Origin of the sequence: Pelovirga terrestris, from assembly GCF_014773365.1 — a bacterium.
Lineage (GTDB): Bacteria > Desulfobacterota > Desulfuromonadia > Desulfuromonadales > Geopsychrobacteraceae > Pelovirga > Pelovirga terrestris.
In genome coordinates this window covers 133,836-149,403 of record NZ_JACWUN010000008.1, presented here as the reverse complement: position 1 = coordinate 149,403, position 15,568 = coordinate 133,836, and the positions used below count along the sequence as shown (strand labels likewise).

The following is a 15,568-nucleotide window of genomic DNA, read 5'->3' as shown; positions in this document are numbered from 1 at the left end:
CCATGACCCTGTATGGTCTGGCCGGCGACGACATTCTGACCGGCGGCAGCGGTAACGACCTTCTCTACGGTGGCGAAGGCAACGACACCCTCAACGGTGGCAGCGGTAATGATCTTCTGATTGGCGGTGCCGGCAATGACCTGCTGAACGGTGGACGCGGTAACGACACCTACCTGTTCGATAAAGGCTGGGGGCAGGATACCATCAACGATTACGACACCACCAGCGGCAACATCGATACCCTGGTGTTTGGTGAGGGGATTGCGCCGGATGATCTGGTCTTCTCCCGCTCCGGCAACCATCTGATCATCCGGCGCAGCGGCAGCGACGATCAGATCACCGTGCAGAATTATTATGCCCATAGCTATTACCGTATTGAGCGGATGGCGTTCGCCGACGGCACGGTATGGGACGAAGACGCGATCTTCCGGCGGCCCCTCTATGGCAGTGAGGGGAACGACAGCTTCACCGGCATCGGTTCGGCCATGACCCTGTATGGTCTGGCCGGCGACGACATTCTGACCGGCGGCAGCGGTAACGACCTTCTCTACGGTGGCGAAGGCAACGACACCCTCAACGGTGGCAGCGGTAATGATCTTCTGATTGGCGGCGTCGGCAATGATTATCTCAACGGCGGGCGGGGAAACGATACCTACCTGTTCAGTGTCGGTGACGGCAACGACACCATCAACAATTATGACACCAGTGGATTCGACCGCATTCTGTTCGATGCCGGTGTTGCAGCCGACTCTATTGCTGTTTTTCGCAACGGCAACCACCTGGACATCGGTTACGGGACTGACGACCGGATTACCGTCAGTAACCATTTTTACAGCTCAAGTTACGCCGTCGATCAGCTTCAACTGGCCAACGGTAGCTACCTGACCGACGCCGACATCAATCAACTGCTGCAGGAAATGTCGGCTTATGCGGTGAACGAAGGGATTGCGCTGAACAGTATCGAAGATGTGCGTCAACACCATGAATTGATGACGATGGTCGCAGGCAGTTGGCAAACGGCGGCCTGATTTTTCACCAGCCGGTTTCGTGCGGGGTGCTTTCTAGCCCCCGCACGGTCTATTTATGGTGAATTGTTTGTATATAGGCGGGGAGGGGAAGAGCTTGTTCATCAACATCACACTACTGTTGTGCGTTGTACTGTTATGGCAGGTGCCGACAGTCCTGGCAGGGCAGATCAGTCTGGAACAGGTCCTGCGAGATGCTGAAGCCCAGGCGCCGGCCGTGCGGATTGCGGAGTTTGATCTGCTTGCGGCGACGGCGCAGATAGTGGAAGCCCGCAGCGACTATTATCCGCAAGTGTCGGCGCGCCTGGGCAATGAGTATGTTCGTGTCCATGGCGCCGCCGACAACGTGGTCTCGGTCGGTGACGCCATCCTGGCCGACAGTGCCTCCGGTTACAAACACTCCTTGACCTTTTCTGCTCAGTACACTCTCTACGACTTTGGCCGCAGGACTCTGAATCTCGAATTCAACAAAGGGCGGCGGCAGCTTGCCGAGTATCGGCGAGCTGCAATCCGCAAAGATATCCACCGTCAGGTAATTGCAATTTATGGTCAGGCGCTGAAGTTGCAGCAACAGACAGGGGTGCAGCGCCGGCGCCGGCAAGCCCTGCTGGCAATCTATCGCTCTTCGGAGCGACTGCAGGAGGCCGGCAAATATGGCCGGGAGGCGGTTGCCGCAGCGGCACTGGAGCTGGCCGCTGCCGGTGTGGCCGAACAGGATCTGGCCGTGGAGTTTGCCAACACGCTCGATTCCCTGACGTTGTTAACCGGCCGGGAGTATTCGCCGCCGACCACGGTTCTGGCGGAGGTGACAGCGGGATCAATCCTTGATAGCGACCTCTACGATGTCGAACAACATCCTGACATTCAGTCCGCACAGCAGGAAATAACCCGGAAAGAAATCGAACTGCGACTGGCCCGTCGCAGTCGGTACCCGCAACTGATTTTGACCGGCTCCCACCGAATGTTCGGTAGTGATCAGCGCCGTTTTGATGATTCCTTTTCATCCCTGAACTCGCGCGACAGCCGGATTGTTCTTATCGTCGATGTGCCCTTGTTTGCCGGATTTCGCAGTCTCGCCCAAACGGCGCGGTTGCAACATGAGCTCAAGTCATTGGAGCTGAAAAAGCAGAGTGCGATCGGTGAGATCCGGGCCGAAATCAGGCAACGTCAACGCCTTTATCAAAACCTCACAGAGCAGGAGTCGGTACGGCTGGAGCGGCAGACCCTGATCGACCGGCAACGGCAGGATCTGGAGCGGATGACAGAGCAGCAGTTACTTGATCAGGTTGTTGCCTGGCGCCAACAGATTGAATGGGCTCAACAGAAGATGGAGCTGGATATACGCCGCATCGACCTGGCGGTGCAGTCGTTGTTACTGCACAATCTGATGGAGGGGAGTTGATGAATCCAGCCCTGATCGCCTTTGAGCTGGTGGCACGCATGAACCGGATCGACGTAGATATCCGTGCTATTGCGCGGGAATTCAGTATCGGCGAACAGATAACGGTCGATGAGCTGCTGCGCATCGCTAAAGCCAATGATTTTAAGGCAAAACGCAAAAAGTTGACGGCAAAGCAGGTTGGTTCCGGTTATCCGTTACCGGCGCTGGTGATTGACCGCGTCGGCGTTTACAGTGTGCTGCTTAAACTGGACCCTAAGCAGGACAAGGCCCTGCTGTTTGATCCGGTGCACAGAAAGAGTTTTGAGCTGAGCTACGCACAACTGGACGAACGCGTCGCCGATTACCTGATTTTGCGCCACAAGAAGATATCCTCACAGGTGGTGTTCGGTTTTAACTGGTTTCTGCAGGAGATTCTTCATTTCAAGCGGATTATCGCTGAGGTTCTGCTGGGTTCCTTTGTCGTTCAGTTGTTCGGACTGGTGACGCCCCTCTTTACCCAGGTGATTCTCGACAAGGTCATCGTCCACCGCAGTCTGACCACGCTGGATGTGTTGGCCATCGCGTTTCTGGCGGTGGCGGTCTTTGAGCTGTTGCTGAACATCTCGCGGAACTACATTTTCATTCATACCGCCCATAAGCTGGATGCCAAGCTTGGCTGCAAGCTGTTCAAGCATCTGCTGGGGCTGCCCTTTCGTTATTTCGAGGCGCGTCAGGTCGGTACCATTGCCGCGCGGGTCAGGGAGCTGGATAATATCCGCGAATTTATCACCAACAAAGCGGTGACCGTGGTCATTGACCTGTTCTTCTCCCTGGTGTTTGTGGCGGTGATGTTGCTGTACAGTGTCAAGCTGACGCTGGTCGCCCTTGCCTTCGTCAGTCTCATCGCCCTGATTTATCTGGTGATTACCCCGGAGTTGCGGCGGCGTCTGGAAAGCAAATTTCAGATGGGCGCCCAATCCAACTCCTATCTGGTCGAGTCGGTCACCGGCATTCAGACGGTCAAGTCCCTGGCGGTTGAAGGGACGATGCAGAACCGCTGGGAGGATCATCTCGGTGGATACGTCAAGTCCAGTTTCAGCCTGGCCAATATCGCCAACATCGCCGGTGCCATTTCCGGTACCCTGCGCCAGCTGATGACGATTTCCATCCTCTACCTCGGGGTCAAGGCGGTGCTGCAGGGGGATCTGACCATCGGTCAGTTGATTGCCTTCCAGATGTTTGCCGCGCAGTTCTCCGGTCCGGTGCTGCGACTGGTCAACCTCTGGCACGAGTTCCAGCAGGCGCTGCTGTCGGTCGATCGGCTGGGTGATATTCTTAATCATCCCCGCGAGGTGAGCAGCGACAAAGCGATCACCCTGCCACGGCTTAAAGGTTCGTTGAAGCTGGATCATCTATCCTTCACATATCACCCCGATGGTCCCAGGGTGCTGGATGGTATCTCAGTGGAGATCAAAGAGGGGATGAGCGTCGGTGTTGTCGGGCGTAGCGGCAGCGGCAAAAGTACCCTGGCCAAGCTGCTGCAGCGGCTTTACCTTCCCACCGAGGGGGCAATTTATATCGATGATATCGACAGTCGCCACATGAACCCGTTCTGGCTGCGCTATAACATCGGCGTGGTCCTGCAGGAGAGCTATCTGTTCAGCGGCACCATTCGTGACAACATCGCCCTGCCGAAACCTGATGCGCCGATGGAGTTAATCCTTCAGGTGGCGCAGATCGCCGGCGCTCATGAGTTTATCGCGCAATTACCCGAAGGCTACGATACCCCGGTGAGCGAGCGTGGGGCGTCCCTTTCCGGGGGGCAGCGGCAGCGTATCGCCATTGCAAGGGCCCTGATCAATAACCCGCGCCTGCTGATTTTTGATGAAGCGACCTCGGCCCTGGATTATGAGTCGGAACATATCATTCAGCAGAACATGAAGAAGATCAAGCAGGGCAGAACAACCCTCATTGTTGCGCACCGGTTGGCGACCATCAAGGAGTGCGATCTGATTCTGGTGCTGGATAAGGGCAAGCTGGTGGAGTCCGGCCGTCATGAGCAACTGCTGCAACAGCGGGGTGTTTATGCCGGTCTTCATGCCCAGCAGGGGTTCTGATGCGACAACATAATAACGACCAGCATGAGTTCAAGCCGTTACTGGTGGAGATCGAGGAACGTCCCCTGAACCCCCTCGGGCGGATCATTTTCTGGATTATTATCGGTGCCATGGGTTTTGCTGCCCTATGGCTGGTTATCGGTAAAGTCGATGTCGTGGTCACGGCGCGGGGGAAGGTGATCCCCACCGGTGAAGTGAAAACGGTTCAGCCCTTAAGCGGCGGGGTCGCACGCAGCATCCTGGTAGCGGCGGGGGATTATGTCAGGCAAGGACAGGTCTTGATGGAGATCGATCCGTCCAGTATCGATCCGGAACTGGTGTCCTTATCTGTTGATCTGCGTCAGGTGGAGATTGAACGCGAGCGTATCAATGCATTGCTGACCAATCGTGCTTTTCTGCCGGCAGATCCGGTTGATCCATCGGGACTGTTTACCATGCAGTACGAGATTTTTCTCGCGGAAAAGGAACGTCTTCAGCAGCAGCTCGGTGCCCATGAAGCGGTGCTGCGGCAGTTGTCGGAACAATCGGCGATGGCCGGTGACGCGGCTGATTATGCGACTACCATGGTGGCGCAACTGGGTGAACGATTGCAGCGTCTGGAGCAGGTCAGGGATATCATCAGTCGGGAGGAGTTTGAACAGGTACAGGCAGAATTGTATCGATTCGAGAACGAACTGACGGGCACCCGGCGGCGCAAAGAAGAGATCTCCGCCCGCAAGCAGCAGACCCTGCAGGAACTTGCCGTGATCAGGGAGGATTTTCGCAATCGATTGCTGCAGGATCTGGCGGAAAAGAGCCGACGACTGCTTTACCTGCAGGCGCAGATTGAGCAAAAGAGTTTCTTGAGCGGTCGCCAGCAGATCACCGCACCAGTGGACGGCTATGTGTCGCGGCTGTTATTTCACACCGTTGGTGGTGTGGTTGGGCCGGCGGAGATTCTTGCCTATATTGTTCCCGAACAATCTCCCCTGATGATTCGTGCTTTGTTACAAAACAAGGATGCCGGATTTGTGATGGAAGGGATGGATGTTTCAATCAAAGTCGATACCTTCAATTTTCAGAAATACGGCATACTCGAAGGCAAGGTGCTGCAGGTAGCGCGCGACAGTATCGACGATGACCTGCTGGGGCTGGTCTACGAACTATATGTCGATCCGCAACAAACACACCTTTCTGTTGACGGAGTCGAGACCCCGATTGTCACCGGCATGAGTGTCACCGCGGAAATCAAGGTCGGCAAGCGACGGATCATCGAGTTTTTTCTCTATCCGCTGATCCGCTATCTGGATGAGGGGATCAGTGTGCGTTGAGGAAATAGGGGGGAAATAGGGGGAAATAATACCGATTATGTCCCCCTATTTCCCAAGCAAGATCTTCTATTGTTTTACCGCCGCGATTTCCAGGCCGATTTCAACGGTATCACCAACAACAACCCCACCAGTTTCCAGTGCGCGGTTCCAGTTAAGACCAAAATCCTTGCGGTTTACTTCCCCTGTGGCAACAAAGCCGGCACGTTCGTTCCCCATATGATCCGTCATTGCTCCAACAAAAGATCCGTTCAGGGTGATTTCTTTGGTCACGCCGCGAATAGTGATATCACCGACAACCCTGATGTTGTCACCGGCGCCCGAAACCGTCTTGCTGGTAAAACTGATAGTTGGGTGGTTGGCAACATCAAAAAAGTCATCGCTGCGCAAGTGTTCGTCGCGTTTTTCGTCACGAGTGTTGACAGTTGCAGTGTTGATCGTGGCTGCTGCCGCAGTGAGTGTTTTGGCCACAGGATCAACATCCACACTGCCGGAAAACTCGTTGAATGTTCCGCGTACCTTGAAAAACATCAGGTGGTTAACGCTGAAATGGATCTGGCTGTGGGTGGCATCAACCATGTAGGTGGTGGCAGCAGCGCTGCCGGCAACAAATGTCAATAAAAACACGGGAATCATCAGAAGTGATCTGAACATAAGGCTCTCCTTTTTGCAGCAAGGACTATTAGTGACTATTATAGTTATAAATGTAGCCTTTGTCATTAAGGAGAGTGGAAAAAAACAGGTTCAGCCGAATACCGACCAGTCCATCTGCTGGGCCAGGCTCTGCACGGCTTCGGTTCCCAGCAGTGAGTTGCCCTGGGCGGTCAACCCCGGAGACCAGACGGCGACCGCCGCAGTGCCCGGGACAATCACCAGAATCCCTCCCCCGACACCACTTTTTCCCGGCAATCCGACCTTGTAGGCAAAGTCACCCGACGCATCATAATGACCACAGGTGATCATCAGGGCATTGATGCGTCGCACTTGATCCCGTGAAATCAGTCGTGGCATGCCCGGAGCGTTGATTAAAAAGCGCCCGGCCAGGGCTAACTGACGGCAGCTCATTTCGATGGCACATTGATGAAAGTAGGTTCCCAGGGTAAGATCCGGCTCATGGGTGAGATTGTTAAAACTGCGTAGAAAGTGGGCCAGGGCAAAATTGCGGTGACCGGTAGCCTTTTCGGAAAGGGCGACCGCGTCGTTGATGTAGATGTTCGCATCATCGGCAGCGTATCTGATAAAATTAATCAACTCAGCAAGGGCTTCTGCCGGGGAGCTGCTGGCCAAAATAACATCGGTCACAACAATAGCACCGGCGTTAATAAAGGGGTTGCGTGGAATCCCAAACTCTCGTTCGAGTTGCAGAATCGAGTTAAAAGCGTTACCGGAAGGCTCTCTGCCGACCCGTTCCCAGAGGGAATTGCCGATTTTTCCCAACGCCAGGGATAAGGTGAAAACCTTTGAGATGCTTTGGATGGAAAAAGGCACCCCGGCATCACCGGCACTGTAAACCTGTCCATCGGCCGTAGCGACGGCCAGACCAAAACGGCTAACATCAATCGAAGCCAACTCGGGGATGTAAGTAGCCACTTCACCGCGATCGCGGCGCGGTAACATTTCCCTATGGATTTGATCGAGAATTTCTTGAATGGACATCCTGGTCTCTATAAGTAGGAGCGAGTTTTATGGGGGTCAGGTCTGTGTCGAAGTGTATTCTATGGGACGCTAGCGCAAACCCAGCCGGGCGAAGATCTTACCGAGTACCCGGTTGAGGGGATGGTTGCGTTTCAGGCTTTTGATTACCGGTGCCCTGCGCATCCCTAATTTACTGATTTCATTGATAATTCGTTGATCTTTGTTGATGTTGGCACCCTGACGCAACACCTGTACCGCTTTGACCTTATCATCAGCGAGCAGATGAATGCGTCCCAGCAGCAGATAATGGGTAGGATTGTCAGGTTCACGCCGGATCGATTCAATGCAGGTTTTGGCGGCAACCTGGGTGCGACCCTGACTTTTAGCCAGGCAGTACGCCAGATAGCTGCGGACTTCCGGGCTGTTTTTATGCTCTGCCACCTGGCTGAAAAAGACCTGGGCAGAAGGGATATACCCTTTTTCTACCGCCTCCTTGCCCTTGTTGAGTAGATCGTTGAGCTCTTTTTCTTGCATAACAACTTGGTTCCCAAAAGTTATCTTTTGACGAGTGTCCAGCATTAACATGGTTGCCGCTCTTTATACTAGCAGTAGACAGGAAGACTGTAAAAAAAATAATACTGGGTCTTAACAGGTTTATTCTGGTATGAAAATCCTTGTTTTTAGTTACCCTTTTTGTTGGAATCAGATTATCGGTTGTGCGTTGTTGTTGTGCTACTGCTTACGGGGAGATGTGATATGAAAACAGTCAAGGATATTCTGGCCGAAAAAGGCAAACGGGTTATCACGATTCATCAGGATAAGACGGTACTGGAGGCGCTGGTCTGTCTGGTAGACGCTGGTATTGGTGCTGTCGTGGTGGTTGATGAGACCGATCAGCTTGCCGGTATTTTTTCAGAGCGCGATCTGATTCGTATTGTTGCGGAAAAACAGGCTTCGGTGTTGCCACTATTGGTTAAAGAGGTGATGACCTCGAAGGTGACCTGTGTTGTCCCTGAACAGACGGTCGATGAATGCATGGCTTTGATGACGGAAAAGCGTTTTCGCCACCTGCCGGTGGTGGTAGACGGCTCGCTGCAAGGGCTCGTATCGATCGGCGACCTGGTTAAGGTGGCGATAGCCGATAAGGAGTTTCTGATCCAGCAGCTGACCCACTACATCAAATCCGGGGAGTGAACGACGTCGCAAAAATACCGTTTCAGGGCTGCTTCCAGTTCTCCGGCTACCTGCTCGGCGTTGAGGTCGGTGCAATCCTGGGTGAGCTGGGCGTACTTTTGGTAGAGGGGGGTTCGTTGCTGATAGAGGTGGGCGAGGGTTTGCCCCTTGTGCATCACCAGGCCACGCTGACCCATATCGGCGAGCCGTTGCTCTAGTTCGATCAACGGCACCTGCAGATAAACGAATATCCCATTGGTCGCAAGGGCCGCCATCCCTTTGGGACAATAGATCACCGAGCCACCGGTGGCAATGATGCTGTTTTGTCCATCGAGATCGATGAGGGTCTGCTCTTCGATGTCGCGAAAGCGGGGCAAACCCTGACTGTCGATGATCTGTTGCAGGCGTAGACCGGTGCGTGACTGGATCAGCAGGTCGGTGTCGATAAACTGATAGCCCAGACGTTTAGCGAGGATGACGCCGACGGTGCTTTTGCCGGCGCCGGGCATGCCGATCAATACAATGTTTTTGTTCATTACTTTTACCTCACAGGAGAACCCATGAATCTAATCGCTATTAACGGCAGCCCACGTCCCCAGGGGAATACCAGCCTGCTGCTGGAAACTGTCTGTGAACCCCTCGAAGCTGCCGGAATCAGCACCCGGATTGTCCAACTGGCCGGATCGGGGATGCGTGGTTGTACCGCCTGTATGAAATGCGTCGAAAACAAGAACCGGCGCTGTATTATCGACTCAGATCCCCTTAATGACATTCTGCAGAAGATGTATAACGCCGATGGCGTCCTGCTCGGTTCACCGACCTATTTTGCCGATGTTACTGCAGAAATGAAAGCTTTTATCGACCGTAGCGGGTTTGTCTGTCGCGCCAACGGTCATTTGCTGCGCCGCAAGGTTGGTGCCGGGGTGGTAGCCGTGCGCCGCGGTGGGTCCATGCATGCGTTGCAGACCCTGCAGAACTATTTTCTCATCAACGAGGTGATTGTTCCCGGTTCGAGTTACTGGAATATTGCCTACGGTCGCAATGCCGGTGAGGTTGCCAACGACACGGAAGGGATGGACACCATGCGCCGCCTTGGGGAAAATATAGCCTGGCTGATGGACAAAGTTTGTGGTTAACAAAGGAGGAATGAAATGAGTAGATCAGAAGACGATCAGGCCATGCCGATTGCCATCACTCTGGAGCCCGGGACGTATTTTCGCTGCACCTGCGGGGAATCTGACAGTTTGCCCTTCTGCGATGGCCACCATCAGGCCGGAGGCGAAGTACCGATCCGTTTTACTGTCACCGAGCGCGAGCGGGTTTACTTATGTGCCTGCTGGAAGACTGACAACCCGCCGCATTGCGATGGGTCCTGCGGGGTGGCTCTTCCCTGACGAAACTTGGGGTAGCTGTTCAGGTAAAACAAAGGGTATCTATTCAGCTGTTGTCCTTCGCGCAGGGTCAGGGGTCCTGTGGCAAGGATAGAGTTGACTCGTTACAAAAAAGCTGTCCTGGGGTCCAACAGAGGGGGGTACTCTGCCTTTCTCTGCCGGTTTCGATTTAGCCGTCCGAAAAGATAGGACTGATCCGGATATACGATCATCCCTGCCAGGGCACTACGTCCCAGCAGCATGCGAAATTTCATGGTGTCACGGTTGGTGAGGGTCATTTCAATTGGCCAGATGTGCTCACCTAATCTCACCGGAGTATAAATAACGTAACGCATTTCACGGTGTCCACCGGAATCGCAGATCTCACGGTAGTCATGGATCACAGAAGAGCACTCGATCCAGGGGCTGTTACGTTTTTGCAAGGGTCTTACCCCAAAGCGTACCATCTGGCGACCATTTACTTCATAGGGCTCGACAAAGAACGCATGCAGAGCCGAGGTTCTTGCCCCGGTATCGATCTTTGTCTTGATCCTCGCAATGTCCAGTTCCGGAAGAGAAACCCACTCGCGCCACCCAACCTGTATGTTTGCCATATCAGAGCTTATCCAATACGATAGTCGCGAAACTTAACACCAGAAAAAAACCACCCATGTCGGTAATCGTGGTAATCAGAGCGCCGGTTACCAGTGCCGGGTCAAGCTTGAGCATTTTAAGAAGCAGAGGCGTCAGCCCGCCGACCAGAACCGACAGCAGCGTGTTTAATGCTAATGCCAGGCCGATCACCAGACCCAGTATCAGGTTGCCTTGCCAGAGATAGACCAGCCCGCCGAGTAACAACCCCAGCCCTATGCCATTGAGGATGCCGACACTGGCTTCCTTGATGATGACCCGCCCAAATTCGTGCGGCCGCAGCAGACCAAGGGTCAGCTCACGCATACTGACAGCCGCCGCCTGCTGTCCGGAATTACCACTCATGTCACTGACAATCGGCAGAAAGACGGCAAGAGCGATGACAGCGGCAATGGTGTCCTGATACAGGGCGATAATGCTGGCGGCAATGATATTCAAAAAAATATTCAGTGACAGCCATGAAAATCTTCGCCCGGCTCTTACCGCAACCGGCATGGATCTGAATTCTTCCCCACCGATAATGCCGGAGAGCCCTAGAAATTGATTAACACTTTTTTTCTGTTTAGCGTCTTCTACCGCCTCGGGCAAAACAATACCCACCAGTCGGTTATCCTGGTCGACCACGGGTGCGCCAAAGAGATTGTGCTCCTCAAAAAAGTTGCGCAATTCATCCAGGGGCGCGGTGACGATGGTCTTATAGGGATTGCGGATCATCAGTTTACTCAGGGGTGTCGAGCGCTGGGGGAAAAGCAGATCACGCATCCGCAATACCCCTTCAAGATGACCGGCACTGTCAGTGATGTAGATATATTGGACATCGTACTCGGCGTACTCCTCGCGGTTGTTCTGAAGATCCTCAAGAACATCCTGAACCGTCTGGTTGCTGCGGTAATCGAGAAATTCCGAGATCATCAAGCCACCGGCGGTGTCTTCATCATAGGTGAGAAACTGCCTTGCCTCCTCGGCGTCTTCCGGGTTCATCTGGCTGATGATGGCGTTGGCGTCATCCTTATCCATTTCACCCAGAATGTCGACGACATGGTCGCTGTCCAGCTCTTCGAATATCGCGGCCGCCTGAGAGGGCTCCAGGTCTTCCATGATTTCCGCGGCCTGGGTGTCAGACAGGTCTTCAATAAGTTCAGCAGCATCTTCCGGATTGAGCAGGATCATCAGATTGTTGACAAGGTCATCATCAATTCGTGAAATTGCCAGAGCCGTATCCGCAGGATTCGTGTTGTCAAGGAAGGATCGGATCCGGGCAGCGTCCTTTGCCTCGATCAGTTCTTCGAGATATTCCCAGGGCTTTTCCGTTTGTTGAATGTCCATGATTTAAGACCTGTCAGCCTGGTGACGGCGATGAAAATATGTTGTGGGCAGTATTTGCCGCTGGCGGGTAGAACCCGAAAATGGTGCCGATACCTTCCCCTCTGCAAAAAGATGGTAATGAAGGTACCGGCAAAAATATGGTCCAGGTTCAATCAGTATGTAATGATCAGGGGGTAGTTTTCCGGCATAATCATGGACTGGCCAATCGGGAAGCTCATGCCACGCAGACGGATAACCATCTGTTGTCCCTGTTTGTAGCTTTCGGCCTCATCTTTGGAGAACATGGCCTGGACCTGGTTGTAGAGTTCGTTGAACCGTCGTTCAGCAGCGAGCTTTTCCTCGGTAGCTTGCTTCTCGGCGGCCAGGCGTTCCTGTTCGGTTTTTTTTGTCGCTTCAGTCTGTGCCAGCTTGGATATTTCCTGTGCTTGAGCAAGTTCTGCGTATCCCTGCGCCAGATGGTTACTGATCTGTCCGATTTCACCTTTTGCAGCAATGAGCCTGGCCGCCTCTTTGTGCGAGGCTTCTGCCCTTGCAAACCAGGTTGGCGAAAGGATGTTAACCTGTTGCTGGCGGGCTCGGGTGATGTCGGCTTCAAGTTTGCCGGCTTCCTCGGTTGGATTTGCCGGTACAGGTATCGGCTCCACTTTCAGTTTAGGACCACCACAGCCGGCAATCAGCAGCGTGATGGTGAGTAGGACAATGAACCACTGGTACGTTGTTGTTTTCATTTGTTGCTCCCTGGATGTTGCCCCGAAGATATTCAAGGACAGGTTGTTACCGATTGAATTGTCATGCGCATCGGATGTCAGCTGGATTTTCTGCCGGCGTCCGGATCCTGCTGTGATGTGACATCGCTGTAGCGGCGATAGTGGACAAAGGTTTTGTGGTTGATCACCACACAAAAGGACTCCATGTCAATCAGACTGTAGCCCAGCTGATACATTTCTTTAGAGATTTGGGCCAGGTCCTGCTGAAAAACCCTTCTGTGCCCGGCGATCCGGCGCAGATGTTTCATCGAGATGCGATAACGGCCGCTGGGTTTTCCCCCGAAGGAATCCTGATAGATGTCAACCAGATGTTGGGCAATCTGCTCGTAGTGCACTATGGCTCCTCCTGTGTGATTTATAAAAAATGGTAACTATTCAGCACTGTCCTTGCGCAGGGTCTTTGGATCCTGTGGTAAGGGTTTTTGTCGCCATGGATGACGAAAAGCGTCCCTTGATATAGGGTTCCCGGCCCGGTGCTTTTCTGATAAAAAATTTAAACATAGACCAAAAAAGTTTGTCAATAGACAAAGGATAGTATGCTAACTATACTGATATCGCTCTTGCCGATAGCTGAAATCAACAATCAAAAAAGGAGGATGTGATGAAAGTTGCAGTCTTGTCGCGCAACCCGAAATTGTACTCCACCCGTCGTCTGGTCGAGGCTGGAGAAGAGCGTGACCATGACGTACAGGTCATCGACCCGCTACGTTGTTATATGACCATCGCCAGCCAGCGCCCGACAATTCACTATAAGGGTGAGGAATTGCAGGGGTTTGATGCAGTGATCCCGCGGATTGGCGCATCGGTTACTTTTTACGGGACCGCGGTTGTGCGCCAGTTTGAAATGATGAATGTGTTCAGTATCAATGAGTCGGTGGCGATTACCCGTTCGCGCGACAAATTACGCAGTATGCAGTTGTTTGCGCGTAAGGGAATCGGCTTGCCGGTGACCGGCTTTGCCCATTCGACCCTGTATACCAAAGATCTGATTAATCTGGTTGGTGGTGCACCCCTGGTGGTGAAATTGCTCGAGGGTACCCAGGGCATTGGTGTTGTCCTGGCAGAAACCGACAAGGCGGCAGAGAGCGTCATCGAGGCATTTCGTGGTTTGAAGGCGAATATTCTGGTGCAGGAATTCATCAAAGAGGCTCAAGGCGCTGATATCCGTTGTTTTGTCATTGGTGACAAGGTTGTCGCGGCGATGAAGCGTCAGGGTAAGGAAGGGGAGTTCCGTTCCAATCTGCATCGTGGCGGATCCTCAAGTGTCACACGTTTAACCCCGGAAGAGCGCATGACCGCTATTCGTGCCGCCCGGATCATGGGGTTGAATGTTGCCGGGGTTGATTTGTTGCGTTCCAATCATGGGCCGGTGGTGATGGAGGTGAATTCTTCTCCCGGCCTGGAAGGGATAGAAAAAGCGACCAGTAAGGATGTTGCAGGTCTCATTTACCAGTTTATTGAAAAACAGGCCAAGCCGGGGCGTACCCGGACCAAGGGGCAGGGATGAAAGTCGCTGATTTTGAGCTGGGTGGGGAAATAATCAAACCGGGAACCCGTAAAACCGTCGAACTGGCGGTAGCGCGATTGTATACCCATAGTGAGATGACGTTGCCGGTTCAGGTGGTTCATGGTCGGCGCGCCGGACCGGTGCTTTTTGTCTGTGCGGCGGTGCATGGTGATGAAATCAATGGCGTTGAGATTATCCGTCAACTGCTTAAAAACCAGGTACTTAACAGCCTGCGTGGCACTTTGATTGCCGTGCCGGTGGTTAATCCGTTCGGATTTATCCAGCGCGCCCGCTATTTGCCGGACCGGCGTGATCTTAACCGTTCTTTTCCAGGGTCGGCCAAAGGGTCTCTGGCGGGGCGCCTGGCCCATGTTTTTATGAGTGAGATTGCGGCACAATCTGATTTTGGTATCGACCTCCATACCGGGTCCAACTTTCGCAGCAATATGCCGCAAATCAGGGCGAGTCTGGAAGATCAGCAAACAGTTGATCTAGCTATGGCTTTTGGCGCCCCAGTGGTTGTGCCCTCTGAGATGCGCGAAGGGTCCTTGCGTGAAACAGTCGCGTCGCTGGGGAAGCCGGTGCTGGTTTACGAAGGAGGTGAGGCCCTTTATTTCAATGATGCCGCGATTCGTACCGGTATCCGGGGGATCATCAAGGTGATGCGTCATGTGGAGATGCTCGCCCCTGGTCGTAGCGCAAAGATTCGTGAGTCGATCATTACTGATCGTACCAGCTGGCTGAGGGCCAATATGAGCGGTATCTTCACCCGGCGGATGAAGCTGGGGGGATTTGTCAGAAAAGGGGACCTGCTTGGTCTGATCCGTGATCCCCTGGGTGATGAAGAGGAAAAAGTTATTGCCCCCTTGGCCGGTATCATTATCGGTCAGCTCGCAATTCCGCTGGTTCATGAAGGGGATGCCCTGATCCACCTGGCCAGAGTTCCTGATTCGAGTGACGCTGAAGAGGCGATGGATCATTTCGCTTCCACTCTGACCGATGAAGATTTCGGGATGGAGCGCTAAGGGAGCTGTGGCCGTTTCTGGTGGGCGCAGCTGGTTCGAGAGGAAACCCTCTTTTGATCAGGTACTGACAGGTTTTGTGATTGTGGTGGACAGGCACCCTGGAATCTGTTAGGGTGCCTGAACCTTGACGCCTTCGGTCGGCGTCATTTTTGTGTCCATCGGTTCGTTTTTTGCGTATCATCCTCGCATATCACCCCCTTAGACCATCAATTAAGAGATTCCTGCCTGTTGACCGTTCCTTACGTTTTATCGCCTAGGGATGGGCCGGTTCCATTTTTGGAGAA

At 53.5% G+C, this 15,568-nt stretch carries 17 protein-coding genes; 9 read left to right on the top strand and 8 right to left on the bottom strand.

Annotation, left to right across the window (positions count from 1 at the left end):
- From ICT70_RS08740 to ICT70_RS08725, 4 genes are all read left to right on the top strand, one after another.
- The coding region (locus ICT70_RS08740) for a calcium-binding protein (RefSeq protein WP_272977233.1) at positions 1 to 1,028 on the top strand (1,028 nt) is incomplete at its 5' end.
- Positions 1,029 to 1,122: 94 nt separating this feature from the next.
- On the top strand, positions 1,123 to 2,427 hold the full coding sequence (locus ICT70_RS08735) for a TolC family protein (RefSeq protein ID WP_191155613.1): 1,305 nt from the start codon (positions 1,123 to 1,125) through the stop codon (positions 2,425 to 2,427).
- Positions 2,427 to 4,523, top strand: a complete 2,097-nt coding sequence (locus tag ICT70_RS08730) for a peptidase domain-containing ABC transporter (protein WP_191155611.1) — start codon at positions 2,427 to 2,429, stop codon at positions 4,521 to 4,523. Before ICT70_RS08735 ends, ICT70_RS08730 begins: the two co-directional genes overlap by 1 nt.
- A complete protein-coding gene (locus ICT70_RS08725; RefSeq protein WP_191155609.1) occupies positions 4,523 to 5,833 on the top strand; it encodes an HlyD family type I secretion periplasmic adaptor subunit in 1,311 nt (436 codons plus the stop codon). The genes ICT70_RS08730 and ICT70_RS08725 overlap by 1 nt, the downstream gene beginning before the upstream one ends.
- A gap of 66 nt (positions 5,834 to 5,899) precedes the next feature.
- Here the strand turns inward: ICT70_RS08725 and ICT70_RS08720 are convergent, their stop codons facing one another.
- The 3 genes from ICT70_RS08720 to ICT70_RS08710 form a co-directional block, all read right to left on the bottom strand.
- The gene (locus ICT70_RS08720; RefSeq protein ID WP_224746922.1) at positions 5,900 to 6,484 is read right to left on the bottom strand and encodes a YceI family protein; all 585 of its coding nucleotides are present in this window, start codon (positions 6,482 to 6,484) and stop codon (positions 5,900 to 5,902) included.
- A gap of 90 nt (positions 6,485 to 6,574) precedes the next feature.
- Entirely contained in the window at positions 6,575 to 7,486 is a 912-nt protein-coding gene (locus tag ICT70_RS08715; RefSeq protein ID WP_191155607.1) for a glutaminase, read from the bottom strand.
- Positions 7,487 to 7,555: 69 nt separating this feature from the next.
- Complete coding sequence (locus ICT70_RS08710; protein WP_191155605.1) at positions 7,556 to 7,999, bottom strand: tetratricopeptide repeat protein; 444 nt, start codon at positions 7,997 to 7,999, stop codon at positions 7,556 to 7,558.
- Between the two features lie 222 nt (positions 8,000 to 8,221).
- Here ICT70_RS08710 and ICT70_RS08705 point away from each other — a divergent pair, with 222 nt between their 5' ends.
- Positions 8,222 to 8,659, top strand: coding sequence for a CBS domain-containing protein (locus ICT70_RS08705; protein ID WP_191155603.1), 438 nt, complete (start codon positions 8,222 to 8,224; stop codon positions 8,657 to 8,659).
- Here ICT70_RS08705 and ICT70_RS08700 read toward each other — a convergent pair.
- Positions 8,638 to 9,174 carry a shikimate kinase gene (locus ICT70_RS08700; protein ID WP_191155602.1) on the bottom strand — a complete coding sequence of 179 codons (537 nt, stop codon included), beginning with the start codon at positions 9,172 to 9,174 and terminating at the stop codon, positions 8,638 to 8,640. The genes ICT70_RS08705 and ICT70_RS08700 overlap by 22 nt on opposite strands.
- A 24-nt stretch (positions 9,175 to 9,198) precedes the next feature.
- Here ICT70_RS08700 and ICT70_RS08695 point away from each other — a divergent pair, with 24 nt between their 5' ends.
- Both ICT70_RS08695 and ICT70_RS08690 read left to right on the top strand, forming a co-directional pair.
- A complete protein-coding gene (locus ICT70_RS08695) occupies positions 9,199 to 9,774 on the top strand; it encodes a flavodoxin family protein (RefSeq protein ID WP_191155599.1) in 576 nt (191 codons plus the stop codon).
- Between the two features lie 15 nt (positions 9,775 to 9,789).
- The gene (locus ICT70_RS08690; protein WP_191155597.1) at positions 9,790 to 10,032 is read left to right on the top strand and encodes a CDGSH iron-sulfur domain-containing protein; all 243 of its coding nucleotides are present in this window, start codon (positions 9,790 to 9,792) and stop codon (positions 10,030 to 10,032) included.
- A gap of 101 nt (positions 10,033 to 10,133) precedes the next feature.
- Here the strand turns inward: ICT70_RS08690 and ICT70_RS08685 are convergent, their stop codons facing one another.
- The 4 genes from ICT70_RS08685 to ICT70_RS08670 form a co-directional block, all read right to left on the bottom strand.
- Positions 10,134 to 10,622, bottom strand: a complete 489-nt coding sequence (locus tag ICT70_RS08685) for an ATP-dependent zinc protease family protein (RefSeq protein ID WP_191155595.1) — start codon at positions 10,620 to 10,622, stop codon at positions 10,134 to 10,136.
- A gap of 1 nt (position 10,623) precedes the next feature.
- A complete protein-coding gene (mgtE, locus tag ICT70_RS08680; protein ID WP_191155593.1) occupies positions 10,624 to 11,985 on the bottom strand; it encodes a magnesium transporter in 1,362 nt (453 codons plus the stop codon).
- A 152-nt stretch (positions 11,986 to 12,137) separates the two neighbouring features.
- Positions 12,138 to 12,713: a hypothetical protein gene (locus ICT70_RS08675; protein WP_191155591.1), complete on the bottom strand. Its 576-nt coding sequence runs from the start codon at positions 12,711 to 12,713 to the stop codon at positions 12,138 to 12,140.
- A 77-nt stretch (positions 12,714 to 12,790) separates the two neighbouring features.
- On the bottom strand, positions 12,791 to 13,087 hold the full coding sequence (locus ICT70_RS08670) for a hypothetical protein (RefSeq protein WP_191155589.1): 297 nt from the start codon (positions 13,085 to 13,087) through the stop codon (positions 12,791 to 12,793).
- 266 nt (positions 13,088 to 13,353) lie between these two features.
- Here ICT70_RS08670 and rimK point away from each other — a divergent pair, with 266 nt between their 5' ends.
- Positions 13,354 to 14,259: a 30S ribosomal protein S6--L-glutamate ligase gene (rimK, locus tag ICT70_RS08665; RefSeq protein WP_191155587.1), complete on the top strand. Its 906-nt coding sequence runs from the start codon at positions 13,354 to 13,356 to the stop codon at positions 14,257 to 14,259.
- Positions 14,256 to 15,284, top strand: a complete 1,029-nt coding sequence (locus tag ICT70_RS08660) for a succinylglutamate desuccinylase/aspartoacylase family protein (protein WP_191155585.1) — start codon at positions 14,256 to 14,258, stop codon at positions 15,282 to 15,284. The genes rimK and ICT70_RS08660 overlap by 4 nt, the downstream gene beginning before the upstream one ends.
- Positions 15,285 to 15,568 lie beyond the last annotated feature (284 nt).

Excerpts from the sequence above, each read along its gene's own strand:
- ICT70_RS08715 (WP_191155607.1), bottom strand. The coding sequence starts at position 7,486 with ATGTCCATTCAAGAAATTCTCGATCAAATCCATAGGGAAATGTTACCG.
- ICT70_RS08705 (WP_191155603.1), top strand. The coding sequence starts at position 8,222 with ATGAAAACAGTCAAGGATATTCTGGCCGAAAAAGGCAAACGGGTTATC.
- ICT70_RS08660 (WP_191155585.1), top strand. The coding sequence starts at position 14,256 with ATGAAAGTCGCTGATTTTGAGCTGGGTGGGGAAATAATCAAACCGGGA.
- ICT70_RS08725 (WP_191155609.1), top strand. The coding sequence starts at position 4,523 with ATGCGACAACATAATAACGACCAGCATGAGTTCAAGCCGTTACTGGTG.
- ICT70_RS08710 (WP_191155605.1), bottom strand. The coding sequence starts at position 7,999 with ATGCAAGAAAAAGAGCTCAACGATCTACTCAACAAGGGCAAGGAGGCG.
- ICT70_RS08695 (WP_191155599.1), top strand. The coding sequence starts at position 9,199 with ATGAATCTAATCGCTATTAACGGCAGCCCACGTCCCCAGGGGAATACC.
- ICT70_RS08720 (WP_224746922.1), bottom strand. The coding sequence starts at position 6,484 with ATGTTCAGATCACTTCTGATGATTCCCGTGTTTTTATTGACATTTGTT.
- mgtE (WP_191155593.1), bottom strand. The coding sequence starts at position 11,985 with ATGGACATTCAACAAACGGAAAAGCCCTGGGAATATCTCGAAGAACTG.
- ICT70_RS08690 (WP_191155597.1), top strand. The coding sequence starts at position 9,790 with ATGAGTAGATCAGAAGACGATCAGGCCATGCCGATTGCCATCACTCTG.
- ICT70_RS08700 (WP_191155602.1), bottom strand. The coding sequence starts at position 9,174 with ATGAACAAAAACATTGTATTGATCGGCATGCCCGGCGCCGGCAAAAGC.
- rimK (WP_191155587.1), top strand. The coding sequence starts at position 13,354 with ATGAAAGTTGCAGTCTTGTCGCGCAACCCGAAATTGTACTCCACCCGT.
- ICT70_RS08730 (WP_191155611.1), top strand. The coding sequence starts at position 2,427 with ATGAATCCAGCCCTGATCGCCTTTGAGCTGGTGGCACGCATGAACCGG.
- ICT70_RS08685 (WP_191155595.1), bottom strand. The coding sequence starts at position 10,622 with ATGGCAAACATACAGGTTGGGTGGCGCGAGTGGGTTTCTCTTCCGGAA.
- ICT70_RS08675 (WP_191155591.1), bottom strand. The coding sequence starts at position 12,713 with ATGAAAACAACAACGTACCAGTGGTTCATTGTCCTACTCACCATCACG.